Genomic DNA, 26157 nt, shown 5'->3' on the forward strand with positions numbered 1-26157 from the left:
CAATCGATCAACATTACGGGGGGACAAAGGGGGACAATAGCCCATGATCAGCAATTTTGACGGCGCAAGGTAGCCTATGGTACGATCAGCCTAATCAATCATAAATTGCTATTCAAATCTTGTGCAAACAGTTGGGGGAAATCCGGTGCAAATCCGGTGCAGTCCACGCTACGGTAAGCCTTTGGCTAAGCCCGAATACCCATTGAATAGTTGATTTCTGGGTTGGCTTGCGTTGGCACAAGCACAACCAACGCGTTGTTATCTGTTCCTTAGCCAACTGGCTAAGGTTTTTTTGATTTAGGAGGCACCCATGCTCCGACGAGCAGCCATCCATCGCTGGTTATTGGTTTTAGTGGCGCTATTTGTGGCCATGCCAGTTGCGGCGCAAGCCCCGACTGAAGGCGCAAAAGCTGGCGCGTGGATTGTCACTCAAGCTCAAGCCGATGGCAGTTTTCCTGGCTTTGGTTTGGGCGAAACCGCCGATGCCGTCTATGCTTTAAAGGCAACTGGTTTGAAAGTTGAAATCAACGTTCAAAGCTTTATCGAAAAAAATGCTAGTGCAATTGCCGCTAAGCCTGGGGTTGCCGCCAAGTTTGTGTTGGCCGAATTGTTGCTGGGCAACAATCCTCGCGCCGTTGCTGGTGTTGATTTAGTCGCTGCTGTAACTGGCAGTTACAAAGCCGATAGCGGCATGTATGGTGGCGATGTTACGACCCATGCATTGGCGTTGTTGGCCTTGAACGCGGCAGGTGCGCCCGTCGAAAACAAAGCGATCAACACCTTAAATTCAGTGCAAATTGCTGATGGTTCGTGGTCGTTCAGCGGCGATACGACTGCTGGTGCCGGCGATACCAATACCACGGCTTTGGTCGTTCAAGCCTTAGTCGCGGTTGGTCAAGGCAAGAGCGAAGTTGTTACCAAAGCGATGAGTTACTTGCAAACGCAACAAAATAGCGATGGTGGATTTCCCTATTCGAAGGCTTCGAGCTATGGTAGCGCCACCGATGCCAACTCAACCGGCTTGGTAATTCAAGCGATTGTGGCAACTGGTGGTAATCCAACTGCTGCACCTTGGGCCACGGCAACTGGAAATCCCTTGAGCGCCTTGTTGAGCTTGCAAAATGCCAGCGGCGCATTCCGCTACGATGCAGCAACACCGGATGATAACGCCTTTGCGACCTATCAAGCCACACCTGCCTTGTTCTATGTGACCTATCCTTTGACCGCCTTGGTGACAGCACCCCAACCAACCGCTGTGCCAAGCACACCTGTGGCAACCGCTACCCCCAAACCAAACACCCCAATTACCTTGCCCGACACTGGCACACCTGCATTACCATTATGGCCAGTGGTGATTGTGTTTGGCTTGGCTTGTATTGTGGCTGGTTTCCGTTTGCGCCGCGTCGCTTAAACTGTTATTCCCTCACCCCATTTATCGAAAAAGCCCCTCGCCCGCCGCAGTGGGCGAGAGGTTGGGGTGAGGACATTCTTTACCAAATAGGAATCAATCTCATGGGTCGTTTGTTGGTTGTGGTGGTTACGCTGGTTTTATTGCTACTTGGCAATTTGGCTCAATCGATTGCTGCTCAAGGCGATGGGCATCAATATCATGCGGCGGTGGTCGTGCAATATGCTTCCGGCGCGGTCGATGCTCGTTGTGTTGGCTTTGATCAAGAATCAATTAGTGGCTATGATGCTTTGCTCGCAGCAGGTTTCAATGTGGTGGCCGAAGGCTCATCAATGGGAGCAATGGTTTGCTCAATTGATAGCGTGGGCTGCGATTATCCCAATGAATCGTGTGCCTGCAAATGCCAAGGCGGCGATTGCACCTACTGGGCCTATAGCCATTTGCTCGATGGTGTTTGGCAATATTCCAAGCTTGGCGCTGGCTCATACAAGGTACGCGATGGCGCAGTTGAAGGCTGGGCTTGGGGTGGTGGCAGTGTCGAGCGTGGCTCCACGCCGCCCGTGATCAGTTGGGGCGATGTTTGCGCGGCGCAAGCAGCACCGGTAGCAACCGCCATTCCCGCAACTGCCACCAGCGAACCAACCGCCATTCCCGCAACCAATACTTTAGTTCCAGCAACAATTCAGAGTGTAGCAACCCTCACCGCTAGCCCAACCAGCGAGGCTATTGCAACTGCAACCCAATTTGAACCAAGTGCAACTACAAAAGCCGCAAGCCCAACTATTGCGGCTAGCGCAACAACAGCGCCAACCAAGCAGGCAACTGCCAGCCCCAGCCTTACGCCCACTGCGACGCTGACGATCGTGAGCACACCAAATGTTGAGGCCAGCAGTAGCGGCTCAGCAATTCCAATCAATTATTTGATTTTTGGCTTGATTTTGCTGGCCTTGGCTGGCGGCGGCATTTGGAAGCGCCAGAGCAAGCGATGAGTGCTGAAATCTATCAACCAACTGCTGGCCGTGCCCGCGAGGCTTTGACCAAAACTGCTCCGCCAGCGGCCAACAAGGAATGGGTCAGCCCAGTTAGCCAACGTCAGCGCCGCATTGCCCGCCCATGGGAAGGCGGCCATAGTTTGGCGTGGGTTGCTTGGCTGGTCGCCGCCTTGGCGTGTATCGGCCAAACCGATCAACCGCTCTATTTGATTTTGATTGGGGCGGTGACGTTGTTGGTTTGGCAGAGTTGCGCCTTGGATAGCCCGTTTCAGGCAGTGGTGCGGGTGATGTTGCAACTTGGAGCGGTGCTATTTGGCTTTAATGTGCTATTTAGCGTGATTACCGCCAGTGTGCTGCGCGGCCAAACGGTGCTGTTTGAATTGCCAAGTTGGCGCTTGCCGCAACTGCTTGGTGGCATTCAACTGGGCGGAATTATTACCGCTGAGCAATTGGCAAGTGGTGCTGTGCGTGGGCTACGTTTGTGGACATTGTTGCTGGTGGTCGGCACATTCAACGCCTGTGTTAATCATTATCGCTTGTTGCGGCGCACGCCCCAAGGCTTTTTCCAATTGGGCTTGGTGCTAACCATTGGCCTAGCGTTTGTGCCTCAAACCCTGTTGCGCTTGCGGGCAATTCGTGATGCCCAACGTTTGCGCGGCCATCGTTTTCGTTCGTGGCGCGATGCCTTGCCCTTGTTTGTGCCCTTGCTCAGCGGCGGCTTAGAACAATCGCTGACGCTGGCCGAAGCCATGGAAGCCCGTGGGTTTGGCCGCGCTCAACGTGGTCGCATCGCGGCCTACTGGACCTGGCTTGGTTTGGCAGGCGTATTGTTGGTTTGTGCAGGCATCTGGATGTTGTTTTTCTATGCTAAAGCTAGCTTGGGCGCAATGGTAGCTTGGGTATTGTTGGCACTTGGCCTGATTGCCATGCTCAGTTATTGGTGTCAGGCCAATCGGCTAATTGTGCGCACTAGCTATCGCCGCGAACGCTGGACACTCCGCGCCACGAGTATTACGCTTTTGGCGATGGCTGCGCCGCTAGGGTTTTGGCTGGCACAGCGTTCTGGCAGCGCAATGTTTTATCGAATATACCCCAAATTAGCTTGGCCGCCATTTGAGCCATTGCTGACCCTGGCAATTTTGGCTTTGCTTGCGCCGTTATTGTTCAAGCCTAGCGCTCGCTAAATGAAACAATTGCCTGCAATACCGCAGGGTCATTCGGAATCGTGTATTGAGTCCAATCGTCTTCAACCACAATATTGGGCTGCACACCTTTGGTTTCAAAATTACTGCCATCAGGCAATTTGAAGCCCTCTTGGGCCACCCACAAGCGTGAGCCATCCTCAAAATTATATTGAAAAATCGTTTCGGTATTGCCTTGGCTGGCTTGACCCAGCACCAAAGCTCCGTTAAATTGCAGCGTTCCGGCCAACACTTCAGCATACGAGGCACTATCTTTGTCGATTAGCACCGCTAGCGGCACTTGTTTCAGCTGCTCATACAACAGGCCAGGTTTAACATTTAACGGATATAACTTTTCCTGACTATAGAAATTGCCAACCTCACCGCTGACAAATTGGCCCAAAATGCCTTCAAGCACACTACGCCAGCCACCGCCGTTGGATCGCAGATCCAAAATCAGGCCATCAAGTGGCTGCGGATCGGCGATCAATTTGCTCAGTTCGCTGACAACTTGGGTATGCATATCGTCGGCCCACAAGCTGGGAATTAGCACATAGCCAACGGTTGGTGCATTGGGCAAGCGGCGGCCTGATGGCGTAATTTTGCCAACCACCGCCCGCCGCGTTATCAGCAACTCTCGTGGGTCGGCTTGCGGTGTTTGAATTGTCAGCCGCACTTGGCTGCCTTCGGGGCCACGAATTTGGTCGGCATTGGTAAACGGCTGGCCTTCGACGGCGGTAATGCGATCGCCGCGCATCAAGCCCGCCGCTTGGGCTGGGCTATCAGGGAAAACCAAGGTAATAAAGGCGGCATTTTCTTCGTGAATTGTTAGTACACCGATGCCAACATAGCTATCGGTTCCGCTGGCCACGGCATCTTCATAAACTGCTTCGACTGGTCGGGCAAAGCGCGAATGTTGATCGTTGAGTTTGGCGACCATGCCTTCTAAAATTGTGTAGAGCGTTTCATCATCGGGCGCAGCCTGCACTTGCGGCTCGATTTCAGTGCGCACGGCGGCCCAATCCACGCCATTAAAATCGGGATATAGATAATGTTCATTGACCGTTTGCCAAACATCATTGAACAAAGCTAGCCGTTCGGCGGGACTCATCGGGGTTGTCGCGGTTGGCGTAGCTTGCGCTAGCTCAAGGGTTGGGGTTGGCGCAAGGCTTGGCTGGGCGGTTGGGCTAGGCAAGAATGTTGGGGTCGCCAAGGCTAGCGGAGCCGTGGTCGCGGTCGGGGTTGGTGGCACAGTTGGTGTGGCCGCCCAAGGCAATTGTGCAGTACAGCTAGCGAGCAATCCAATTCCCAGCAAAAGCAACCAACGATAACGCATAACCACCCCAAATTAAGCATAAGCCGCTGTAAACTGCCCACAAGCAGCTCAGCGGCTTACGGTAGAACGATCGATTTAAACCATCAAGAGCATTTGTTCGACGATTTGGGCAGCTCGTTGCAGTTGCACAATCGGAATAAACTCATCGACCGAGTGAATATTTTCGTAGCCAATCGCTAAGTTGGCAGTTTCGATGCCATTATTGCTGATAATGCTGACATCGCTGCCGCCGCCAGTAACCACCAACGAAGGCTCAAGCCCAATCGCCCGAATCGCTTGATTGAGCAATTGCACAATTTCAGCATCGGGGGCTAGCACGCTAGGCCCATAATGTTGTTTGTGTTCGATTTCAACCGTCGCGCCAAATTTAGCGGCGGATTGCTCGAAGGCATTGCGCATAATTTGCCATTGGGCATCGAGCTTGGCTTGGTTGCGCGAACGAGCCTCGCCTTTGACCACAACTGAATCGGGCACGATATTGTTAGCTTTGCCGCCATGGATCGAGCCGATATTGGCGGTGGTTTCGTCGTCGAGCCGACCCAAAGGCATGGCTGCAATCGCATGCGCAGCCACTTCAATCGCGCTGATGCCTTTTTCGGGGGCAACCCCAGCGTGGGCCGAAACCCCAGTAATCGTCGCGGTAAACGAATCGTGGGCGGGTGAACCAATACAAATCGCCCCAACATCGCCATTTAAATCGAAGGCCAAGCCTTGTTTGGCTTGCAGCTTGCTATAATCGAGCGCACGAGCGCCATACAACCCTGTCTCTTCTTGCACCGTAAATACCAACTCGATTGCTCGATGTGGCTGGCCTGATTCTAAAACTGCTTGAATGCCTTCGAGAAATGCGGTAACGCCCGCCAAATCATCAGCACCCAAAACGGTATCGCCAGCGCTGTAGATATTGCCATCGCGGATCACGGGCTGCTTGCCATGACATGGTGCAACGCTATCCATATGGGCATTCAACAACAATGGCGAGCCTACACCAGCCAACCGTGCAATCACATTGCCAATCGCATCCTGCTCGCAGTCAAGGCCCAAAGCTTGGCAGCGCTCGATTAAGTGAGCAGCCATGGCCGCTTCTTCACCAGATGGATTATCGATCCGAACCAAAGTACAAAACGTATCGAGCAGACGCTCTTGATTGATAGCCATGAAAAATCCTTCAAAAAAACGCTTATGGATTGATTTCCAATGCTGCCGACATGACAATCCCTGCCAACGAACCGCCAACACTGGTACCTTCGCCACCATTCTCAACCATCACAGCCACCGCATATTTGGGGTCTTCCAGCGGAGCCAACGAGATAAACCAAGCATGCGGCGCACCAAGGGGATTTTCGGCTGTGCCCGATTTGCCGCCAACGCTATAGCCTGGCACACCAGCCACCGTCGCCCCCGACCAACCTTGCTCAACCACCGCCTTCATCGAAATCCGAATGCGTTGTGAAACTTCAACACTCATTGGATCGCCGATTTTACGGGGGCGGGCTTGATACAACTCGCCGCCTTGGGGCGTGGTCACCCGTTCGACCAAGTAGGGCTTCATCATATCGCCGTTATTACCGATGGATTGGGTGATCATCGCCATTTCGAGTGGGGTGACCAACAAACGACCTTGGCCATAGGCAGTGTCGGCAATTGCCACGGGCTGACTCCACCATTCGTCGCCATCTTCGCCGCCATAGAGTTGGCTGGGCGCTGAAGGTAAATCGGTCAAATCGCCAGTGTCGGGCAATTCATCGGCGGGGTAAATATGAAAACGCCGCGCTTGATCTTCGAGCAAGTTACGCCCATCGCCTTGCAAGCGAATGCCATATTGGGCAAAAGCTGTATTACACGAAAAGGCATAAACCCCATCAAGCCCAAACTTTTCGCCAAACTTCTGCGCGATATAACCAGCCTCATCGTCAACCGCATTGACCACTGGCACGCTTACGCCCTCTTGCGGGAAAAGCTCATTGGGGCAGGTGATGTCTTCTGGCTTGCCAACCTCAGGGTTATTCAGCACCCCAATTGCAGTTACCGTTTTAAAGGTCGAGCCTGGAGGATATTGGCCTTGCGTTGAGCGAAACACGAGAGGCCGTGATTCATCGCTGATCAACGAGTTCCAATAATTAACCACCCGATCGCTTTCTGCCGCATAATCTTCGGCATCAAGCCGCAAAGTTAATTGCGAAGGATCAAAGCTGGGCGTGCTAACCATCGCCCGAATCGCGCCAGTTTTGACATCGATCACCACGACCGAACCAACCCGCCCATCGAGCGCCTTGAAGGCTCGATCTTGTAATTGCGCGTTGATCGTCAGTTGCACGTTATTGCCTTCGCGCGGGCGGCTAAACAGCTGATTTTGCAAATTTTGCCAGCTATTGCCTTTGCCACCAGCCAAATACTCGTTATAGCTACTTTCCAAGCCATACAAGCCATAGATGCTGCTGACATAGCCCAGAGTATGGCCAAAAGCCCGCATATCGTATTGATTGGCAATTGGGTAGGTGCGATACGAACGATTATCCGAAACGATCACATTTTCAGCGAGCGTTACCCCTTGCGAATCGAAAATTGCGCCGCGCTTGATCCGATTAGTGCTACGAACGAGCCGAATATTGCTAATAATGTTGCCATCGTCCTCGGCAACCACCCGATTATAGATTTCATCGGCGCGAATCACTTGGGTACGCAGCAATTGCAGCGTCAACATCGTAAAACCGATGATCATAAACAAGGCTAAGTTTTGGGTTGCAGTATAAATCCCAGTGGCGCGTTGGGTGCGAATCGGCCAAATCGCAAAACCACCTAGGATGGTCGCGATCCATAAACATGGCAACCAATATTCTTCTTTCGACCATGGCACCATTCCATAGATAATCAAGCCAACCGCGATTAACCCTGCAAGTGATTTCAAGAAACGCTGCATGCGACCGCTCTCCTGTAACCAAAACGTAGTGTCATTATAAAGCTAAATGGGCTAGTCGCAATGAAAGGGGGATGAGGGATGAAGGATGAGGGATGAAGAATATAGATCCATAAGGCTTTTGGCTAAAAAGGAAGCTTCGTGCTCTTCGTGCCCTTCGTGGATCAAAAACTCCCGATCGCCGACAATCGATCCCCAATCTTGCGGTACTATAGCTAGCTAGTTGCTAGCAATCGGCAAGCACTGATGTGGCAACTGATTAGCTCGTTGGAATCTAGTAAAGGTGGTGCGTGATGGCAATCGTTAGTTTAATTTTGGTGGGCTTGGTGGCGGTCGAACACATTTATATTTTGTATCTTGAAATGTTTGCTTGGACGCAGCCGCGCACCATGAAATCGTTTGGTTTAACGCCAGAGTTCGCCCAACAATCCAAATCGTTAGCAGCCAATCAAGGCTTATACAATGGATTTTTGGCGGCTGGCTTAATTTGGGGCTTGGTACATCCCGATACCGAGTTTGGCTTACAGATTCAACTCTTTTTCGTGATTTGTGTGGTCGTGGCAGCAATTTATGGTGGATTGACCGCCAAACGCTCAATTTTGTTCGTTCAAGGTGGCCCGGCAATTGTGGCGTTGGTGGCTTTGCTCATCCACATGTTTGTTTAATTACTTAGAAAATCTTTAAGTTTTCTTCATTATTGTTTGGTATGCTGCTTGGGCGGTTTTATGCACAAGGAGGCATTCCCATGGATAACGACGATCAACCAGTTGGCCGGATTTTGAGTCGGCGCGAGGTGCTCAAGCTGTTTGGGTTGGCTGGTTCGGCGGCGGTAATTGCTGGTTGTAGTACTGAGGTTGCGCCAACTGCAACGACTGTCGCTCAAGCAAGTGCGCCAACTGCCACAGCTACCAGCGCCGCAACCAATACTATTGCTGAGGCGGCGACGGCAACTGCTGCCGCAACCAGCACTGCCGAAGCAACGGCAACAAGCGAGGCGGTGGCGGCCTTACCAAGTTGTATTGTGCGCCCTGAGTTAACCGAAGGTCCATATTTTGTTGATGAAAAACTCGAACGCTCGGATATTCGCTCTGATCCGAGCAATAATGCGGTTAGCGCAGGCACCCAATTGGATATTAATGTGGTGGTGAGCCAAATTGGGGCAGGCACATGTACGGCATTAGCTGGAGCAATTGTCGATTTGTGGCATTGTGATGCTGATGGAGTCTATTCCGATGCAACTGACCGTAGTTTCAACACTGTTGGTCAGAAATTCTTGCGTGGCTTTCAGCGCACCGATGCCAGTGGCCTCGCCAAATTTACCACAATTTATCCGGGCTGGTATCAAGGGCGGGCAGTACATATTCACTTTAAAATTCGCACCGACGAAGGCTATGAGTTTACTTCTCAATTTTTCTTCGACGAAAGCTTGACTGATGTGGTGCATGCTCAAGCGCCCTATGTGGACAAAGGCGTGCGCACCTTACTCAACGATGGCGATGGAATCTATCAAGAAAGCGGCGGCCAAACAATTTTGACGGTTGCACCAAGCGCTCAAGGCTATAGCGCCACCTTTGAGATTGGTTTGCAAATTTAGATTTTTAACCACGAAGAACACGAAGCGCACAAAGCTCGATCGGATGGTTCGCTGAGATTTGGTGGTCATTCAGTCAGCACCGATTGAGATTTTTAACCACGAAGGACACGAAGAGCACAAAGCTCGATTGAATGGTTCGCTGAGATTTGGTGGCCATTCAGTCAGCACCGTAACCAAATATTCGTGACCTTCGCGTTCTTCGTGGTTAATTTTCATCCCTCATCATTCATCCTTCATATTTTTTAACGGGGTTGACATTTCAGGCAGGCTTAAGCATAATTGCCGATGGTACGATCCCGTAGCTCAGGTGGATAGAGCAACAGTTTCCTAAACTGTGTGTCGCGCGTTCGAGTCGCGCCGGGGTCACCAAATATTAAACAACCACGAAGCCTTGACGCTTCGTGGTTTTTGTTTAGGAGTACGTAGGATGGATCTGAGTCTGTGGGCGAAACTCAATGGAACGTTGATCAATGTGGCGACCGTGGCACTTGGCACAGGCTTAGGCTTAGCGTTGCGTGGGCGTTTACCCGAACGCATGCAAACAGTCATTATGCAGGCGCTAGGCTTGGTGACGATCTTTATTGGCTTATCGATGGCTGGCAGCATGAACAAGGCTGGAGCAACCTTACAAAGCACAGCCCAAGCAACTCAGCCAATTGTGGTCGATGGAGTGGTGATTGGCTTGGTTGGTTTGGTGGTTGGTGGTTTGTTGGGGGAGTGGTGGCGAGTCGAGGAGCGTTTGGCTGCATTAGGAGATTGGCTCAAAGCCAAATTTAATGGGAGTGGACGCTTTACCGAGGGCTTTGTAGCAGCTTCATTACTGTTTTGTATTGGCCCGATGACCTTGATTGGTAGCATCAACAATGGCTTGATCGGCGATTCACAGCTGCTGATCATCAAAGCGGCGCTTGATGGCTTGGCGGCAATTGCCTTGGCTAGCAGCTTTGGGATTGGCGTGGGCTTTTCGATTCTGATTATTTTAATCTATCAAGGTGGGGTCGCGCTGGCGGCTGGCGCTTTAGCCACCATTTTGCCCAATCCAGCGGTCGATCCACGAGTGTTGATCATTACGGGAGTTGGGGGCTTGATGGTAGTTGGCGTGGGCATCAATCTGCTTGATCTGACCAAAATTCGCGTAGCTTCATTGTTACCTGCCTTGCTAATGGCTCCGCTGTTTCATTGGCTGATTAGTTTGCTTTAGATTCCCTCACCCCTCTCCCGCCCTGTGAGGCCTCACCATCATGAATGTCGGAACGCCCCTCTCCCGCCGCAGTGGGAGAGGGGTTGGGATGAGGCAACAATTATCTAGGCTTCGTGGAATGGCCAAGCGATTTCCATCAAGGCATCAGGGCCAGGCGGATTGATCCAGATTTCGCGCGGCGAATCGGAAACCACATAGCCATTGGCTTTGACCCAATCGCTGCCAGCATCGTAGCCCGCCAAAATATGCGGAAACTCGCACTGATCGCCGTGCATTGTCACAACTGCAACTTTACCAGCAGGCAAAATTCGCCCAACTATCTCGCCTTGCGACTCGACAAGCTGATCAACAGGTAAACAAACTTCAATCGGGCCATCATCATCGGCGTTAATCGTGCCGTGAAAAATACCAAACGCAGAGCCACGCACAACTAAATGATGGTCAGCGGCAAAACGTTCCATCGTGTGAAACGAATGAGCAATCACATTATCCAACTCGTTAACAAACGTGCGTTTGGTGATGCTGAGGATGGGCTGATCGGCTTGTTGGCGGACAGTTACTTCAAGACTCATACAAACTCCTTCTTGACGAATTAACCCGAGGATGAGGTTTTGGGCACGACGGGCTTGGATTGCCTGCAACTCGACTGAACGAATGTAGCGGCTAAGCAAAATCTCGGCATCTTTAGCGGAAGCATTAATTAATTGGCGAATCGTGGCAAGTGGCATGTTGATTTGGCGCAACATGCCAATCAAGCGAGCAGTGGCCAGTTGCTCAGCCTGATAATAACGATAGCCAGTCTGTGGATCAACATAGTGAGCCGCTAAGATGCCTAATTGATCGTACATCCGCAAGGCTTTGAGCGATAGGCGAGTTGCTTCGGCAAAGCTACCAATTGAGATACGCTGTTCGTTCATAGCGCTAGTATAGGGTCATCCCCAAGGGCAGACACAAGGGTGAGTTTTGTTGGGCAACAAAAAAGCCGAAGTAAGCAACTTCGGCCTTTGATTTGAATTGAATGCAGATTTAGCGTTGGCGGGTATTATTTTCGACTGGCACATACACCGGAACCCGTTCGCCGTAGCGATAGGGTGGTTGATAAATGCGCCGAGCTGGTTTGGTGCGCACGGCAAACTCTGCGCCGCCAGCAGCAAACGACAAACCCATAAATAAGGTTGGTGGCACTAACTCAATCGCCCCAATACTCATCCCCTTAACATCGAGCGAGGTTGTAAAAAAGCGTTGAAAAAGTGGGCTTAGCTTAGGGGTAAGTGCGCCAGCAATGGTTAATGCCAAGAAAATACTGGTACTTGACAACATATCGAGGAAAGCAACCATGCCAAGGCCGATCGAAGCAACAGTCAGGAAACAAAAACTCAAGGCCGTTGCACAACGACGATAAATCGCCATCGAGCGTTCGCCGCGTTGCAGGCGTAACAAGCCTTCACGAGCAGCATCAAGCAGCAGGGCTGGGTCAATCGCGGCGCGAATGCGAAAGCCTTCGGTTGTCGCACAGCCATCGACCAATTGCGAGCCATAGCGCTCTTCGAGCACATTGACCGTGGCATGCTCGATTGCGTGATTACGCCGCACAGCCACACCTTGCCACAATTGATTGAGTTGACGGGGGACATTTAACAATGACCAAATTGGCTGACCGAAGAACCAGAAGATGACTGCCAACGCACCAAATAATCCCGAAAAAATCATTAATCCATGCATAGGCTTTCCTTCCCGTGGCAGTTAACAAGCTGTAAAGTACCAATAAAAGCAGCGTATCACGCCACTGAGTAGCCGTCAAGGCAGACATAAGTACTTTACGCTATACGACCCTATTTGGTTCCGTTCACCCTTGCGAAATTTTCGCGTACAATGGTTGCGATTGTGCTCGGAGGAACCTGTGGGCTATCAATTAACTCCTGAAGTGGTTCGCGGAACCCGTGACCTTTTTGCCGCTGCCGTTCACCAACGTCAGGCGCTGATTCAGACATTAACCGCTACGTTTGATCAAGCTGGCTATGACCCAATTGAGTTGCCATTGCTTGAGCATCGTGAGTTGTATTTAAAGAAATCTGGTGATGATCTCATCGCCAAATTGTACCATTGGAATCAAGGTGGCCGTGATTTGGCCTTGCGCCCTGAATGGACAGCCTCGGTCTTACGAGCAGTCATCAGTGGCATGGGCGATGCGCCGATTCCCTTACGCTTGCGCTACGCTGGGCCGGTGTTTCGCTACGAACGCCCACGTCGCGCGACCTATCGCCAATTTACCCAAGTTGGCATCGAATTAATCGGTGCACCTGGCCCGTTAGCCGACGCTGAAGCCCTTGGTTTGGCTGTCACTGGCCTGCGCGAACTAGGCATTCAGCAATGGACATTAACCATTGGCCATATTGGTGTGATTAAGACGTTGCTCAATAGCCTCGGCTTACCCGAACGGATCACGTCGGCGCTTACCTGGAGCCTCGAACGAATTCGATCCAAAGGGCTTGATGCGGTTAAACAACAATGGCGCGACGATGACGACGATCTGCCAGTTGATTTAGCCAGCCTAGCCCACCTCGCCGACCAAGATCTTGAGACGCTGTTGTTGCGCGTATTACCCAGCCTTGGGGTGCGCCTCGATAGCGGCGGGCGTGAGCCACAAGCAATTATTCAACGCTTGGTGCGCAAGTTGCGCCGTGGCGACGATGTGCTTAATCTTGACCGCGCATGGCAGTTGCTTTCAGCCTTGACCGCTGCCCGTGGCCCAGCATCAGTTGTGATGCAACAGATGCGTGAGCTATGCCAAGAATATACGGTTGCACCCGACGCTTTGGATGAGTTGCAAACCAGCCTGACCTTACTTGAGGCATATGGCGTGCCAGCAGATCAGATTGTGCTGGATTTTGGCATGGGTCGTGGGTTGCACTACTACACTGGCCTGATTTTCGAGATCGATGGCGCTGATGGCTTGCAACTCTGTGGCGGTGGCCGCTATGATGATTTGGTTGCGGCGCTTGGTGGGCGAGCAACGCCCGCCGTTGGCTTTGCCTATGGCCTCGAACGAATCGTCGCGGCAGTTGCGCCAGCCGAAATTACCCCAGTTAAGAGTGTGTTGGTGGTTGGCGATGATCATGGCTTGGTAATTCAGGCAGCAGCAGCATTACGCCAACAAGGCTATCGTACGGCGGTTGATTTGCGCCAACGTTCGTATGCGGCCAATTTAAATGATGCCCGTCGGCGTGAGATGAGCCATTTAGCCTTGGTCAGTGTTGATGGCATTCAACTGCGCGATTTAAATGAACAGAAAACCCAATGATTGTGCTACACTACGCGGAGCATATTAAAAGGTAGGAATGGCAATGTTTGAGCAATTAGATCAAATTGAAAAAGAGGCCGCAGCGGCCTTAGCCAGCGTCCAATCGCTTGACGATTTGGCTGCATGGCGTACCCAATGGACTGGCAAAAAGGGCGCGTTGGCCCAAGCCAGTCAATCAATCGGCAAGCTCGACCCCAAAGATCGGCCAGCCTTTGGCCAACGCTTTGGCGCAATCAAGCAAGCCCTAAGCGAACAAGAAATCACTTTAGAAGCGCGTTTGCAAAGCGCGGCCTTGCATCAAGAGCTTGAAGAAGATGCGGTTGACATTAGTTTACCGGGGCGAGCCGCCAATATTGGCCGTTTGCACCCCAGCACTCAATCGCTGCGCCGAATTCAGCATATTTTTGCTGAAATGGGCTTTCAAGTCTGGGAAAGCCGCGAAGTCGAATCCGATGAGTATAACTTTGAATTGCTCAATATGCCGGCGCATCACCCAGCTCGCGATATGTGGGACACGTTCTATGTGCAATCCGACGATCCTCATCAAAAGGTCGTGTTGCGCACCCACACCTCGCCCGGCCAAATTCATGTCATGCGAACGTTGAATCCTGAGCCAATTCGGGTGATTTTGCCTGGTAAGTGTTATCGCTACGAGCCAGTCAGCGCCCGCTCCGAGATGATGTTCCATCAGGTTGAGGGCTTGGTAATCGGCAGAAACATTACCATGGCCGATCTCAAAGGTACATTGGCCAACTTTGCTCGGCGCATGTTTAAGGATGATGTGAAAGTGCGTTATCGGCCTTCATACTTCCCTTTCACTGAGCCAAGCGTCGAAGTCGATATCGAATGCTTCATTTGTGGTGGCGAAGGCTGTCGAATTTGCAAAAAGAGCGGCTGGCTGGAAATTCTGGGCGCAGGGATGGTGCACCCAACCGTCTTGCGCAACGGCGGCTATGATCCTGCTGAGTGGAGCGGCTTTGCCTTCGGGATGGGGCCAGAACGCCAAACCATGCTGCGCTACGACATCGACGACATTCGCTGGTTCTTCTCCAACGATGGTCGGTTCTTGGAACAATTCGGTTAATTCTCCAATCGGCGCTGAATGGCCTCATTCAGCGCCTTGCTTCAATGCCTGCATTACAACGCTTCCGCTATCATTGGCCTTTGCTGCTCCTACTGCTGGTGTATTGCACGCTAGCAGTCTGGTGGAGTACCCGCATTCCCTTGGGCGAAGGCCCAGATGAGCCAGGTCATGCCGAATATGCCCTATTTGTGGCCCGCAATAATCGCCTGCCCGACCAGCGTTTGGGCGATGTACCAGGCGAAGGCCATCAGCCACCGCTAGCCTATTGGTTGATGCAACCATTAGCTCGCTCGGTTGCGGTCGAAGATCGAGTAGTGATTCTAGCGAATAATCATCGCTGGATTTGGGCTGGGGGCAAGGAGCCAGCCGCCTTTGCCTGGCGCTCGATCGACCGACCACCCTACCAAGCCGATGTGTTGGTATGGCATCGTTTGCGTTGGTTTTCAATTGGCTGTGCTGCCCTGACGATTATTGTGGGCTATGCGATTGGCCTGCGGTTGGGCTTGAGTAAGGCCTTGGCAACCTTTGCCGCCAGTTTGTTGGCGTTTTGGCCCCAACTGCTATTTCACTCAGTTTTAGTCTCGAATGATCCATTGCTATGGCTGTTGTGTGCTGGCTTGTTATGGCTGTTGCTTGAGCCGAATCCTCAAGCGTGGTGGCCATGGGCGGTTGGCGCAATGCTTGGGGCCGCATTGCTGACCAAACAAAGTGCAGTGCTGCTGATTCCATTGATTGGGCTGCGGCTTTGGCAATTGCGCCGCTCGCTCAACATCTGGCCTGCGCTTGGCGGGATAAGCCTGAGTAGTACAGCAATAGCAGGTTGGTGGTATGTACGCAATTTGCTACTGTATGGCGACCCATTTGGTTTGGGCTTGTACAAAGGCGAATTTAGCAGCCCAACCTTTTCGCCATGGAGCTTGCACGATTGGGGCGAGGCCATGCATGCCTTGGGCAGTTCGCTGATTGCCCGCTTTGGCTGGATGAGCGTGGCCGCGCCGCAATGGCTGTATTGGTTATTAGCAATTTGGCTTGGCTTAGCAATTTTAGGCATTCGACGCTTCCGGATCGATCAACGTTGGCAAATCGCTTGGGCACTGGTTGGCTTGGCCTTTGCTTGGACATTTGCTTTTGCAGTGTTGAGCGGTCAAGTTGGTTGGCAAGCCCGTTTCTTGTTTCCGGCGGCTCCAGTGGCGGCGTGCGCTTTGGCGATTGGGCTTGAGCGCAGCGTCAAAACGGCGGCTTGGCTCTTACCAGCGTTATTAGTAACCATGGCAGTGGGTTTGCCAAATACCGTGATCAGCGCGGCCTATCCCTATTTGGTGGTTGAGCCACAGCCAGAGCGGCCAGTTTTGGCCTTGTGGCGGCCCGACACGGCCAATCCGATTGAATTACGCGGCATTTTGCTGCCGCCAACCGCCAAAGCAGGCCAACCATGGCTGGTCAACACGTTGTGGCGAGCGGTTGGCAAGCAAGATCGCAAATGGTCGTTGTTTGTGCATTTGGCCGAGATTGGCAGCAAAGATGAGAGTTTCGCCTTCGATGTGCAGCCGCAAGATGGGGTTTGGCATTCGCTGCGCTGGACACCTGACGATTGGTGGGAAGATCTGCTGACAATCAATATTCCTAGCGATTTGGCTGCTGGCGAGTATGAAGTGCGGATCGGCTGGTTTGATGAATTTGGCGATTGGAGCCGCGCCGGAGTTTGGAGCCAAACTGGCATCTTGCTTGGCGATTATGCGGTTGTAGGCAAAGTTGTGGTTGAGTAGTAAGCTTTAAATAGAAACCCCTCTCGGATCTCCCTAAATTAAGCCAAATCCATTGATTATGCACTCAAGTGCACATAATCTGGCACTTGGGTGCTAGCGCAGGCAACTACAATCCAAGCACCGAGGATAGCTTGATTGCGAGGAAATTGTATGACCCGCCAACAACAGCTTGCGCTGTATCTTTTGCCCGTGGCGTTTGGGCTAGCGCTGATTGCCGATTTACTAGGCTTATTCCACCAATTATGGGGCATTAATTTTGTGCTCTGGACGCTGCTCTCAAGTGGCGCAATCGTTGGCTTGGCATTTAAGCAAGCCCAAGCCTTGCCCAAAGAAACCTGGCTTTGGCTCGCCGTCGCCAATCTAGCAAGTTTGGGCTTTGTGGTGCGCGATAACGAGCCAATTTTGGTTTGGCTGGGCTTCTGCTGGGTCTTGGCCTGGATGCTCATTTTCAGCCAGCCCTACCGCGCTCATTGGCAATTGGCCTCAATTCGCGGCTGGATTGTGTCGGGCGTGGTCACTGGATTTGGGGCAGCGTTTGGTAGCTTTGCTGCATCGATCCATCTGCCATTGCGGGTGGGCAATTTCACCAGCGCCAAATTACGGCCAATTTTGATTGGGCTAGGCTTAGCTTTGCCATTGTTGTGTGTGTTTGGCGGCTTGTTTGCCTCAGCCGATGCAGTATTTGAAAATATCTTCGCCGATTTGTTTAACTGGAATTTGGATTGGCTGTTTGAGCATGTCTTTGTGGTGATGTTTGGCACTTGGGCGATTTTGGGTTGTGGCTGGATTTTATTTGCCGCGCCAAAACCAGATATTTCCTTGAGCCAACGTCCAGGCTTATTCAACATTGGCAAGATCGAAGTTGGCATCATTTTGGGCTTGCTGAATGCGCTTTTTGGCTTGTTTGTGTTGATTCAAATTCGCTATTTATTTGGTGGCGAACAGCAAATTGCCGAAGGTATTAGCTATGCTGATTATGCTCGCCGTGGCTTTTTCGAGTTGGTAACCGTGGCCTTATTGGTCTTGCCAACGTTGTTAGTTGGCAGTTGGCTGAGCGAACAACGGACTGAAGCCCAACCCTTGTTTCGAATTTTGGCCTTGGTATTATTGGTGCAAGTTGGAGTGGTGTTGGCTTCGGCTGTTTCGCGTATGCTGCTCTACATCGATGCCTATGGTTTGACTGAATCACGGATTCAAGCAACAGCCTTGATGATTTGGATTGTGCTGGTGGCCTTGTGGTTTGTGGCAACCGTGCTGCGCCAGCGGGGCCAATATTTCGCCAATGGTGCCTTGGTTGCGGCCATGCTGGTGCTCATTGGCTTGGTTTTGTTGAATCCCAGCAATTTGATTGTGCGCTACAACGCCAGCCATCGCGGCGTAGCCAGTTTTGATGGCTACTACATTGGCAGTTTGGCCGATGATGCTGATGCCGTGCCAGCGATCATCGAGGTGCTGCCTAACTTGCCTTCGGAGCAAAATTGCCAAATTGCCACGCTCTTATTAAATAATTGGCAAGAAAATAACGACGATTGGCGCAGTGCCAACCTCAGCCGTAGCAAGGCCCGTCAGGCTGTGCTGCAAAACGAACGAATGCTGACCGAAATGAGTTGTCCAATTGATCGCTCAATGTGATCTTGGTTGCTGGTGGTAAGTGGTACAATTGACCTTCGCTACCGCCCACACGTGGAGCACCAATCAGATCAATCTGGCAATTATTGCCAGCAGCACCAAATGGAGAACTAATTCGTATGCGAATGTCGAAACTTGCAACGAGTACCACCAAAGAAGCACCAAATGATGCCGAATTAATTAGTCACTCGCTGTTGGTGCGGGCTGGCTATGTCAAGCAACAATCAGCCGGAATCTACTCGTTGCTGCCGTTATGTGTACGCTCGACCCAGAAGATCTCGCAAATTATTCGCGAAGAGATGGATGCGATTGACGGCCAAGAGTTGTTGATGCCAGTGGTCACCAGCGCTGATCTTTGGCGCGAAACTGGTCGCTACGAAGGCGTAACCGAAGAATTGCTGCGCTTCAAAGATCGCAATAACAAAGATATGGTGTTGAACATGACCCATGAAGAAGTGGTCACCGACATCATGCGCCGCTACATCAAATCGTATCGCCAAATGCCCGTCATGGTCTATCAGATTCAGACCAAATATCGTGACGAGGCGCGGCCACGTGGCGGGATCATACGTTTGCGCGAGTTTACCATGAAGGATGCCTATTCCTTCCATGCCACAATCGAAGATCTCGACCAATATTATGAGCAAGTGCTCAATGCCTACAAGCGAATTTACCAACGCTGTGGCTTGCCGGTCGAAGTTGTACAATCTGACCCAGGCATGATGGGTGGCAAGATTGCTCATGAATTTATGGCGGTCACACCTGCTGGCGAAGATACCCTGATCTTATGTCCAAGCTGTGGTTATTCGGCCAATCGCGAAGTTGCCGTTGGAGCCAACCCAGCCTCAACTGCTGCGCTCGAAGCCCTAAGCCAAGGTGAAGCCAACACCAAAGATTTGGCTGGGCACTTTGGGGTTGCGCCAACTCGCGTCATTCAAATTAAGTTGTATAAAACAGCCGAAGGTGTGTTGGTGGTGACCTATGCCCCAGCAGGTCGCGAAATCAACCACATCAAATTGCAAAATGCCGTTGGCGCTGAATTGCAAAATGTCAGCGAAGCCGAATTGGCCAATTATGGTTTGAGCGGTTTTGCCAGCGTAGCTCCACGCAGCCTCAAGGCCAGCGAAAACGTGCGCATTTTGGTCGATAGCGCGTTGACGACCGAACGCAATTTGGTTGGCGCAGCTGGCAAAGCTGTCCACTACGATCTCAATTTGAATTGGGAGCGGGATTTCACAGGCGAAGTGGTTGATTTGACCGATGTGCTTGAAGGCCAGCCCTGTAGCCGCTGTGGTGAACCATTGACGATTGCCCGCGCAATTGAAGTTGGTAATATCTTCAAACTGGGCACCAAATATTCAGCCGCCATGAAATGTGTCTTCGCCAACGAAAAAGGCGAGATGCAACCAGCGATCATGGGTTGCTATGGTATTGGGGTGCAACGGATTTTGGCTTCGTTGATCGAAAAGTTCAACGATGCGCGTGGCATGATGCTACCAATCACGGTTGCCCCATATCAAGTCCATGTGGTTGGCACTGATTATCAAAGCAATGCTGAAACCAAAAGCGTCGCCGATCAACTGTACAGCGATTTACAAGCCCAAGGCGTAACGGTGCTGTTGGATGATCGCGATGTTAACGCTGGCAATAAATTTGGCGATGCCGATTTGATTGGCAACCCAATTCAGGTGATTATCGGCTCGCGTGGCCTGAAAAATGGTCAAGCCGAGGTCAAAATTCGCAGCACTGGCGAAACAACCATGGTTGCTTTGGCCGATCTGCTGAGCCATGTGTTGGGCGTGCGCCAAGCGATGTTTGCAAGCCTGAGCTAATTTTTGAGGGATCAGGGACTAGGATTCAGGGGTCAGTTTGCTCTGTGCCGCTACGTTAAATTCTAGTCCCTGACCCCCAGCCCCTGATCCCCGATCCCTACGTTCTCAAAAAACCACTGAACAACTCAACCAACTGCTGAGCTAGTTCAGTTTTAGCTTGGCGGCCAAAATCCCAGCGCTGGCCGTTGCGATGAAACACGGTTACGGCGTTATCGCTGGCCCCAAGCGCGGTACGGGCATCGTTGGCAACAATCGCATCAAGCCCTTTGCGCGTAAGTTTGGCTTGGGCATACTGCTCAAGATCGTGAGTTTCAGCAGCAAAGCCGATTTTTACAAAGCCAGTATGCTCTTTGAGGCTGGCCAGAATATCGGTGGTTTGGGTCAGTTGCAAACTCAGGGATTGTTCGGCTTGCTCAGTTTTTTTGATTTTATTATCGGCCACACTCACAGGCCGATAATCGGCGACCGCGGCAGCCATAATCAACAGATCGCAGCCTTGGTTAATTTCGTGATGCAAGGTATCGTGCATGGCGGCGGCGCTTTCGGCATAGATGTGCTGCGTGCCAAGCGGCGGGGTGGCACTAGCTGCGCCGATAATCAAGCGTACATCTGCGCCAGCATCACGGGCGGCGGCGGCCAAGGCAAAGCCCATCGCGCCCGATGAGCGATTGCCGATGAAGCGCACTGGATCGATCGCCTCGTGCGTTCCGCCAGCAGTGATAATCAACCGTTTGCCAGCTAATACCCCAAAACGCCGACCCAAGGCCAAACGAATCTCAGCCTCGATCTGATCGATCTCCGCTAGCCGACCAACCCCGACCATTGGCTCGGCCATACGCCCAGCAGTTGGGGGAATTATTTGGAAACCACGGCTTTGCAAGGTTGCAACATTGGCTTGGGTAGCAGGATTCGCCCACATATTCACATTCATCGCCGGAGCTAGCAAGATTGGCGCACGCGAAGCCAGTACGGTGGTGGTCAGCATATCATCGCTCATCCCCATGGCCAGCCGGGCAATTGTGTTGGCAGTGGCAGGCGCGATGATGATCAGATCAGCCCGATCGCCAATCGTCACATGGCCAATATCGGTTTGTTCGGAGAGTTGCCACATATCCGTATACACTGGGCGATGGGTTAATGCGCCAAAGGTCAAGGGTGTGACAAATTTGGTAGCTTCTTCAGTCATCACCACATCGACCAACGCCCCTGCTAGGCTCAAATTGCGTGCTAACTGCACGACCTTGTAGGCTGCAATTCCGCCTGTTACGCCTAGCACAATCCGCCGATCAACCAAGGTCATGGTAAATTCCTCAATGAGCTAAGGCTGGCCACTGTGCTAAGCTAAAACCGCAACAATGACCCGCCCTTGCAACCTATTTAAACAATGGCGTACCGAGCCATGTCGCTGCTTGTTGGCGTTGGCTAGCGCTTGGTTGGCTCACCAAGGTTAGGCTCAAGAAATCAGGGTTAGGTTGGCTGAATGTCACGGGCAAGTGCAATAATTCATCACGGCGAAAGAAGCTTAATTGCACGGTTGCGCCAATTGGATAATCGGCTAGCCGCTTATTCAAGCCATCTTCATCGATGCGCCAACCATCGAGCGCAATCAATTCATCGCCAGCAGCCAAACCAGCCCGATCAGCATCGCCGCCATCGAGCACATGGGTAATTTGCACCCGACCATCAACAGCTTTGCTGCGAATCCCAAGCTGGGGCCGTGGATTGCCTTGCGCATCACGATCTTTATAATTCCATTGCAATTGCAAGCCAACCGTGGCAAAGGCTTCGGCGTAGGGCAACTCGCTTAATCCATCGATATAATTGGCGAAATAGTCACTCCAATCGCTGCCTGTGAGTGCTTGCAAGGCTTGCTGCATGCCATCGGCTTCGGGAATCCCTGGGCCAGTGATTGGATACGTCCGATAGAGATAGCGAATCAAATCATCAAGCGATTGCTGACCATTGCTCCGTTCGCGCAATTGCATATCGAGCACCAATGCCGCCAACCCACCCTTGAGATAATACGAAACAGTGGTGTTTGGCGTTGATTCATCGGGTCGATAGAACTTGATCCAAGCATCGAATGAGGAACTGCTCAGACTATGCACCAAGCGGCCAGGAATATTTTGCAGGGTTGTAATATCATCGGCCAAGCGCTCAAGGTAGCGTTGAGGAGTCATCAAGCCTGCGCGAACCAACATCAAATCGGTGTAGTATTCGGTGAAACCTTCCATGACCCACAACAAACGGGTGTAATTTTCGCGGGTGTAATCGAAGGGGCCAAGCGGGGCAGCCCGTAGCCGTTTGACATTCCATGTATGAAAAAACTCATGGGCAATCAGGCCTTGAGCGCGTTCATAGGTTTTGCTAGGCTTGAAAACATGGCGTGGCAGCAAGAGCGAGGTTGAATTACGATGCTCTAAGCCACCGTAAGTATTGGCTCCAGCCAGCAGCACGATAAACAAATAATAATCATAGGGCAAATCGCCCCAGAAGGCATGCTCAGTTTCAACAATTTGCTTGGTGTCGGCCAGCACTTGCTCGATATCTTCGTTGCCATGACCCCAAACTACCACTTCGTGAGCTTTTTCGGCTACGTCAAAGCGATAACGGCGCAATTCGCCAACCTCAAACGGACAATCCATCAATTCATCTAAATCGTTGGTGCCGTAGCGACCATCGGCCAACTGCGGCAAGCCTGTGGCAATCTCCCAAGTGCTTGGTAGTTCAAGTCGCACGTGGTACTGACAATACTGATATTCGGGCAAATAAAGCAAGGTGGCGGCTGGCACGATATGCGCGTGAGTTGCATCGATGTGATTGGTACGCACAGTCAATTCATAGCCATAGACTTGATAGGTTACGGTGATCGCACTGGCTCCATTGGTTTGTACCTGCCATGTCAGGCGATCAGTTTTATGAATAGCCAGCGCTTGACCATCGGCACGAGCCTCGACAAAACGCAAATGGCGGGCATATTCACGGAGCAGATACGAGCCTGGTGTCCATGCTGGCAATTGCAACGACGTTTCAGAACCCGTTAAACCCTCAATCCGCAATGTAACGTTGATGATATGGCGTTGAGGTTGAGGAATCGCGAGGGTGTAATCAAGGACAACAGACACAGGCATACTCCTTTAATCGTTATCGGCAGCAACCGCATAGCCAATTGTGCTACCGGCAATCAAGAGACCAGCAGTGGTCAGCAACGGATCGTGTTTGGTGATAATCGCAATCACCAAGCCTAAAACACCCGCAAACCACGTGATCCGTGCAAGTAATAAAGCCTCACGGCGCATGAGCAGAACTCCTATAAAAGTGAGTCGCTATCAGTGTAGCTTAAAATAACCCATCCAACAAAGTGGATCAGGGGTCAGGGGCTAGGGGTCAGGGTTCAGGGGCTAGAATTAACCGCGAAGGACACGAAGATGAGGCTCTAGGCTGAAGGCTATGGGCTATCGGAACAATTGTTGGCATTTCCAACCAATCTCCGCTAGCCAAGCGACATGTCTCCTTCGTGCGCTTCGTGTTCTTCGTGGATCAATCGCCGCATAGCCACATAAATAACTGGAGCCTGCCCCCTTACAAACGCTATTTGCATATTTTGAATATCTGGTCTACGCTTGCAGCCTTGACATGCATTTTAGTGATCAACGATCAGCGATGATCTTGCGAATATGATGAAACGATACACGCTGCATACCTGCATCATTTTGGCGGTTGCTTTGGGCCTGCGCCTCGCCACCTGGTGGCTTTTGCCCTATAACGATTGGATCAGTGACGAAGGCGAATACTGGGGCGCGGCCATCTGGCTAGCGCAAGGCCGCGAATTTCAGTTTTTCGATAGCTGGATCTGGACGCGTCCGCCGCTGTATATTAGTTTTTTGGCGGCACATATCAAGCTTTTTGGCAATAGCGCGTTGTGGGCTCCCCGCCTCAGTCAAGCCTTGATCAGCGTTTTGGGAGTTTGGCTGACCATGCGGATTGCCAAGCGGCTTGCTCCAACTGAACACCAAGCACGGGTTAGCTTAATTACTGGCTGGCTGATGGCGCTGGGCTATTCATTTGCCGCATTCAGCTATTTTATGCTTTCAGAAACGCTGTTTTTGAGCATCTTCTTGGCGGCAAATTTGTTGTTATTGCGCTGGGCTAGCACCCGCCATTGGCGCGATTTGCTCTTGGCTGGGGTAACCTTTGGCTTTGCAGCCCTGACCCGAGCGATCATTTTAACCTGGCTGCCTTTACCTGCCTTGTGGATTGCTTGGCAAATCTGGCGCAATCAACGCCCACGCTGGCAAGCCATGATTAAACCAGTGCTTGGCTTTACGCTCAGCGTTTGTGTAATTGTCTTGCCGTGGACAGCCTTTGCAACCAATCGTTGGAGCAACGGCGATGGCTTAATTTTGGTCGATACGACTGGTGGTTATAATTTTGCCCTCGGTGCGCAAATTGCCACGCCTGATGGCCGCAATGGCACCCGCCTAGCCGAGATTTTGTGTGGTGGCAATGGCTTAGTTTGCCAAGGCTCGCAGGCAGCGCGGCAAAATCAAGCCTATGCCCAAGGGTTTGAGTGGCTGAGCGAAAATCCACAGCGCTTTATCAGCAAAACGGCGCTTGAATTATTAGATATTTTACAAGTACGCTTTGATAGCGCTGAACATTTGACCGATGGCTATGTTGATGGCCGCGTGCCAGTGCCGCATCTTTTGGGTCTATTGCTCGACGACACGCTGTATGTGGTGCTTGTAGGCTTGGCGGTGCTTGGGTTTTGGCGCAAGCAAGCGGTTGCTGGCAAAGGCTTGGTGCTGGGTTGGTTGGGCTATAACATTATTGTTGGCTCGTTGATTTTTGCGATTGCCCGTTTTCGTCAACCGCTGATTCCCTTCGTGGTCATCTATGCAGCGTTGGCAATCGTGCAGTGGTCGCAAGCTTGGGCCAGCCGCCGTCAGCAGCATTATGCTTGGGCCAGTGCAGGCTTATTGTGGCTAATAGTATTGCCATCGTATCTGTATTTACCAGAATCGGTCGGGGTGCGCAGCGTTTGGCAAGATGTGCGCTTGGGCTTTGCTGGCGTGCAACAAGCCAACCAATGCCAGACAATTCGCGATCTATTGCAAGCTGGCGATTTAGTGGCAGCTCGCCAACTGCACGACCGCATTGATGCCGAGGGTCGCAGCGAAAATACTAGCGTTAGTGGCTATACTGGGCGGCGTTGTTTGGCCTTGATCAATGGTCAATTGCTCGAAGCCGAAGGTAAACCAGAACAAGCCTTGACTTTCTACCAACAGGCTAATCCCAAAAATAATCCGGTGCAATCGGCCCGCATTTTGATGCTCGAAGGCAATTTGCTGCAACGCCAAGGCCAAATTAGCGCAGCAGTCGCCCGTTTTAATTTCCGCGATGTCGAAATTATTAATGATCTGGCTTGGGCGTGGGATTATTTGACTGTTGTGCCAACCACCACCATCGATCTTGGCTCTGGCTTGGATTATGGCTATGTGCGCGGTTTCTATCAGAGTGAGCATAATCAGCCAGATTTTCGTTGGAGCAGCCAAGCATCGGCTTTGCGTTTACCACAAGCGGCGACTGGTCAAGCTCAAACCTTGCGCTTACACCTGAATGGCTTTACCAACGATTGGCAACCAACCCGCATTAGCGTTAGCCTCAACGGCCAATTAATCGATAGTTATCAACTACAACCAACCTGGCATTGGCTCGAAATTGCTTTGCCCGCCCAAGCACAAGGCAGCGATTTACTGATTGAATTTGCTAGTAGCACCTTTGTCAGTGGCCCCGAAGATTTAGCAACGCGGGTCAGTTCGCGGGCATCCGATCCATTGCGTTTATTGGGTTTTCAGCTTGATCGGGTCGAAGTTAAATAAAAAAGCCTTGGGATGTTTAGCCATCCCAAGGCGC

At 51.7% G+C, this 26157-nt stretch carries 20 protein-coding genes, 1 tRNA gene and 1 riboswitch; of the genes, 13 read left to right on the top strand and 8 right to left on the bottom strand.

The window, feature by feature from the left end:
- Positions 1-96 precede the first annotated feature (96 nt).
- A riboswitch (cobalamin riboswitch) is annotated at positions 97-222 on the top strand.
- An 88-nt stretch (positions 223-310) separates the two neighbouring features.
- The 3 genes from LCH85_22670 (at position 311) to LCH85_22680 (ending at position 3584) form a co-directional block, all read left to right on the top strand.
- The gene (locus LCH85_22670; protein MCA0354809.1) at positions 311-1411 is read left to right on the top strand and encodes a terpene cyclase/mutase family protein; all 1101 of its coding nucleotides are present in this window, start codon (positions 311-313) and stop codon (positions 1409-1411) included.
- Between the two features lie 101 nt (positions 1412-1512).
- Complete coding sequence (locus LCH85_22675; protein ID MCA0354810.1) at positions 1513-2397, top strand: hypothetical protein; 885 nt, start codon at positions 1513-1515, stop codon at positions 2395-2397.
- Positions 2373-3584 (top strand): energy-coupling factor transporter transmembrane protein EcfT, encoded by a 1212-nt coding sequence (locus LCH85_22680; protein ID MCA0354811.1) that lies wholly within the window; start codon positions 2373-2375, stop codon positions 3582-3584. The genes LCH85_22675 and LCH85_22680 overlap by 25 nt, the downstream gene beginning before the upstream one ends.
- Here LCH85_22680 and LCH85_22685 read toward each other — a convergent pair.
- From LCH85_22685 to LCH85_22695, 3 genes are all read right to left on the bottom strand, one after another.
- Positions 3571-4917 carry a PDZ domain-containing protein gene (locus tag LCH85_22685; protein MCA0354812.1) on the bottom strand — a complete coding sequence of 449 codons (1347 nt, stop codon included), beginning with the start codon at positions 4915-4917 and terminating at the stop codon, positions 3571-3573. The two genes, LCH85_22680 and LCH85_22685, sit on opposite strands and share 14 nt — an antisense overlap.
- A 75-nt stretch (positions 4918-4992) precedes the next feature.
- Complete coding sequence (locus LCH85_22690; GenBank protein ID MCA0354813.1) at positions 4993-6075, bottom strand: M20/M25/M40 family metallo-hydrolase; 1083 nt, start codon at positions 6073-6075, stop codon at positions 4993-4995.
- A gap of 22 nt (positions 6076-6097) precedes the next feature.
- Positions 6098-7837, bottom strand: a complete 1740-nt coding sequence (locus LCH85_22695; protein MCA0354814.1) for a penicillin-binding protein 2 — start codon at positions 7835-7837, stop codon at positions 6098-6100.
- Positions 7838-8127: 290 nt separating this feature from the next.
- Here LCH85_22695 and LCH85_22700 point away from each other — a divergent pair, with 290 nt between their 5' ends.
- The 4 genes from LCH85_22700 (at position 8128) to LCH85_22715 (ending at position 10629) form a co-directional block, all read left to right on the top strand.
- On the top strand, positions 8128-8499 hold the full coding sequence (locus LCH85_22700; protein MCA0354815.1) for a DUF1304 domain-containing protein: 372 nt from the start codon (positions 8128-8130) through the stop codon (positions 8497-8499).
- Between the two features lie 80 nt (positions 8500-8579).
- Positions 8580-9428 carry an intradiol ring-cleavage dioxygenase gene (locus LCH85_22705; GenBank protein ID MCA0354816.1) on the top strand — a complete coding sequence of 283 codons (849 nt, stop codon included), beginning with the start codon at positions 8580-8582 and terminating at the stop codon, positions 9426-9428.
- A gap of 292 nt (positions 9429-9720) precedes the next feature.
- Positions 9721-9797: transfer RNA gene (locus LCH85_22710), tRNA-Arg, on the top strand.
- Positions 9798-9855: 58 nt separating this feature from the next.
- On the top strand, positions 9856-10629 hold the full coding sequence (locus LCH85_22715) for a DUF554 domain-containing protein (protein ID MCA0354817.1): 774 nt from the start codon (positions 9856-9858) through the stop codon (positions 10627-10629).
- A gap of 104 nt (positions 10630-10733) precedes the next feature.
- On the opposite strand, the gene LCH85_22720 is transcribed toward LCH85_22715, so the two are convergent.
- Together LCH85_22720 and LCH85_22725 are read right to left on the bottom strand one after the other, a co-directional pair.
- A complete protein-coding gene (locus LCH85_22720; GenBank protein ID MCA0354818.1) occupies positions 10734-11546 on the bottom strand; it encodes a MerR family transcriptional regulator in 813 nt (270 codons plus the stop codon).
- A gap of 109 nt (positions 11547-11655) precedes the next feature.
- Entirely contained in the window at positions 11656-12351 is a 696-nt protein-coding gene (locus LCH85_22725) for a DUF6391 domain-containing protein (GenBank protein ID MCA0354819.1), read from the bottom strand.
- A 178-nt stretch (positions 12352-12529) separates the two neighbouring features.
- On the opposite strand from LCH85_22725, the gene hisZ reads away from it, so the two are divergent.
- From hisZ to LCH85_22750, 5 genes are all read left to right on the top strand, one after another.
- Positions 12530-13930 (top strand): ATP phosphoribosyltransferase regulatory subunit, encoded by a 1401-nt coding sequence (hisZ, locus tag LCH85_22730; protein ID MCA0354820.1) that lies wholly within the window; start codon positions 12530-12532, stop codon positions 13928-13930.
- Positions 13931-13967: 37 nt separating this feature from the next.
- Entirely contained in the window at positions 13968-15014 is a 1047-nt protein-coding gene (gene pheS / locus LCH85_22735) for a phenylalanine--tRNA ligase subunit alpha (GenBank protein ID MCA0354821.1), read from the top strand.
- A 44-nt stretch (positions 15015-15058) separates the two neighbouring features.
- Complete coding sequence (locus LCH85_22740; GenBank protein MCA0354822.1) at positions 15059-16780, top strand: phospholipid carrier-dependent glycosyltransferase; 1722 nt, start codon at positions 15059-15061, stop codon at positions 16778-16780.
- A 150-nt stretch (positions 16781-16930) separates the two neighbouring features.
- Positions 16931-18412 (top strand): DUF4173 domain-containing protein, encoded by a 1482-nt coding sequence (locus LCH85_22745; protein ID MCA0354823.1) that lies wholly within the window; start codon positions 16931-16933, stop codon positions 18410-18412.
- A 116-nt stretch (positions 18413-18528) separates the two neighbouring features.
- The gene (locus LCH85_22750; GenBank protein ID MCA0354824.1) at positions 18529-20241 is read left to right on the top strand and encodes a proline--tRNA ligase; all 1713 of its coding nucleotides are present in this window, start codon (positions 18529-18531) and stop codon (positions 20239-20241) included.
- Positions 20242-20338: 97 nt separating this feature from the next.
- Here LCH85_22750 and coaBC read toward each other — a convergent pair whose 3' ends face one another.
- From coaBC to LCH85_22765, 3 genes are all read right to left on the bottom strand, one after another.
- Positions 20339-21541: a bifunctional phosphopantothenoylcysteine decarboxylase/phosphopantothenate--cysteine ligase CoaBC gene (gene coaBC / locus LCH85_22755; protein MCA0354825.1), complete on the bottom strand. Its 1203-nt coding sequence runs from the start codon at positions 21539-21541 to the stop codon at positions 20339-20341.
- 73 nt (positions 21542-21614) lie between these two features.
- Positions 21615-23366, bottom strand: coding sequence for a PDZ domain-containing protein (locus LCH85_22760; GenBank protein MCA0354826.1), 1752 nt, complete (start codon positions 23364-23366; stop codon positions 21615-21617).
- Positions 23367-23378: 12 nt separating this feature from the next.
- Positions 23379-23540, bottom strand: a complete 162-nt coding sequence (locus LCH85_22765) for a hypothetical protein (GenBank protein ID MCA0354827.1) — start codon at positions 23538-23540, stop codon at positions 23379-23381.
- A gap of 378 nt (positions 23541-23918) precedes the next feature.
- Between LCH85_22765 and LCH85_22770 the strand changes: the two genes are divergently transcribed.
- The gene (locus LCH85_22770; GenBank protein MCA0354828.1) at positions 23919-26123 is read left to right on the top strand and encodes a glycosyltransferase family 39 protein; all 2205 of its coding nucleotides are present in this window, start codon (positions 23919-23921) and stop codon (positions 26121-26123) included.
- Positions 26124-26157: the final 34 nt, after the last annotated feature.

It is taken from the genome of Chloroflexota bacterium (assembly GCA_020161265.1).
Lineage (GTDB): Bacteria > Chloroflexota > Chloroflexia > Chloroflexales > Herpetosiphonaceae > Herpetosiphon.

What these genes read in the sequence shown, in the direction of transcription:
- LCH85_22670 (MCA0354809.1), top strand. Translation starts at nt 311, where the DNA reads ATGCTCCGACGAGCAGCCATCCATCGCTGGTTATTGGTTTTAGTGGCG.
- LCH85_22675 (MCA0354810.1), top strand. Translation starts at nt 1,513, where the DNA reads ATGGGTCGTTTGTTGGTTGTGGTGGTTACGCTGGTTTTATTGCTACTT.
- LCH85_22685 (MCA0354812.1), bottom strand. Translation starts at nt 4,917, where the DNA reads ATGCGTTATCGTTGGTTGCTTTTGCTGGGAATTGGATTGCTCGCTAGC.
- LCH85_22690 (MCA0354813.1), bottom strand. Translation starts at nt 6,075, where the DNA reads ATGGCTATCAATCAAGAGCGTCTGCTCGATACGTTTTGTACTTTGGTT.
- LCH85_22695 (MCA0354814.1), bottom strand. Translation starts at nt 7,837, where the DNA reads ATGCAGCGTTTCTTGAAATCACTTGCAGGGTTAATCGCGGTTGGCTTG.
- LCH85_22700 (MCA0354815.1), top strand. Translation starts at nt 8,128, where the DNA reads ATGGCAATCGTTAGTTTAATTTTGGTGGGCTTGGTGGCGGTCGAACAC.
- LCH85_22705 (MCA0354816.1), top strand. Translation starts at nt 8,580, where the DNA reads ATGGATAACGACGATCAACCAGTTGGCCGGATTTTGAGTCGGCGCGAG.
- LCH85_22715 (MCA0354817.1), top strand. Translation starts at nt 9,856, where the DNA reads ATGGATCTGAGTCTGTGGGCGAAACTCAATGGAACGTTGATCAATGTG.
- LCH85_22720 (MCA0354818.1), bottom strand. Translation starts at nt 11,546, where the DNA reads ATGAACGAACAGCGTATCTCAATTGGTAGCTTTGCCGAAGCAACTCGC.
- LCH85_22725 (MCA0354819.1), bottom strand. Translation starts at nt 12,351, where the DNA reads ATGCATGGATTAATGATTTTTTCGGGATTATTTGGTGCGTTGGCAGTC.
- pheS (MCA0354821.1), top strand. Translation starts at nt 13,968, where the DNA reads ATGGCAATGTTTGAGCAATTAGATCAAATTGAAAAAGAGGCCGCAGCG.
- LCH85_22740 (MCA0354822.1), top strand. Translation starts at nt 15,059, where the DNA reads ATGCCTGCATTACAACGCTTCCGCTATCATTGGCCTTTGCTGCTCCTA.
- LCH85_22745 (MCA0354823.1), top strand. Translation starts at nt 16,931, where the DNA reads ATGACCCGCCAACAACAGCTTGCGCTGTATCTTTTGCCCGTGGCGTTT.
- LCH85_22750 (MCA0354824.1), top strand. Translation starts at nt 18,529, where the DNA reads ATGCGAATGTCGAAACTTGCAACGAGTACCACCAAAGAAGCACCAAAT.
- coaBC (MCA0354825.1), bottom strand. Translation starts at nt 21,541, where the DNA reads ATGACCTTGGTTGATCGGCGGATTGTGCTAGGCGTAACAGGCGGAATT.
- LCH85_22765 (MCA0354827.1), bottom strand. Translation starts at nt 23,540, where the DNA reads ATGCGCCGTGAGGCTTTATTACTTGCACGGATCACGTGGTTTGCGGGT.
- LCH85_22770 (MCA0354828.1), top strand. Translation starts at nt 23,919, where the DNA reads ATGATGAAACGATACACGCTGCATACCTGCATCATTTTGGCGGTTGCT.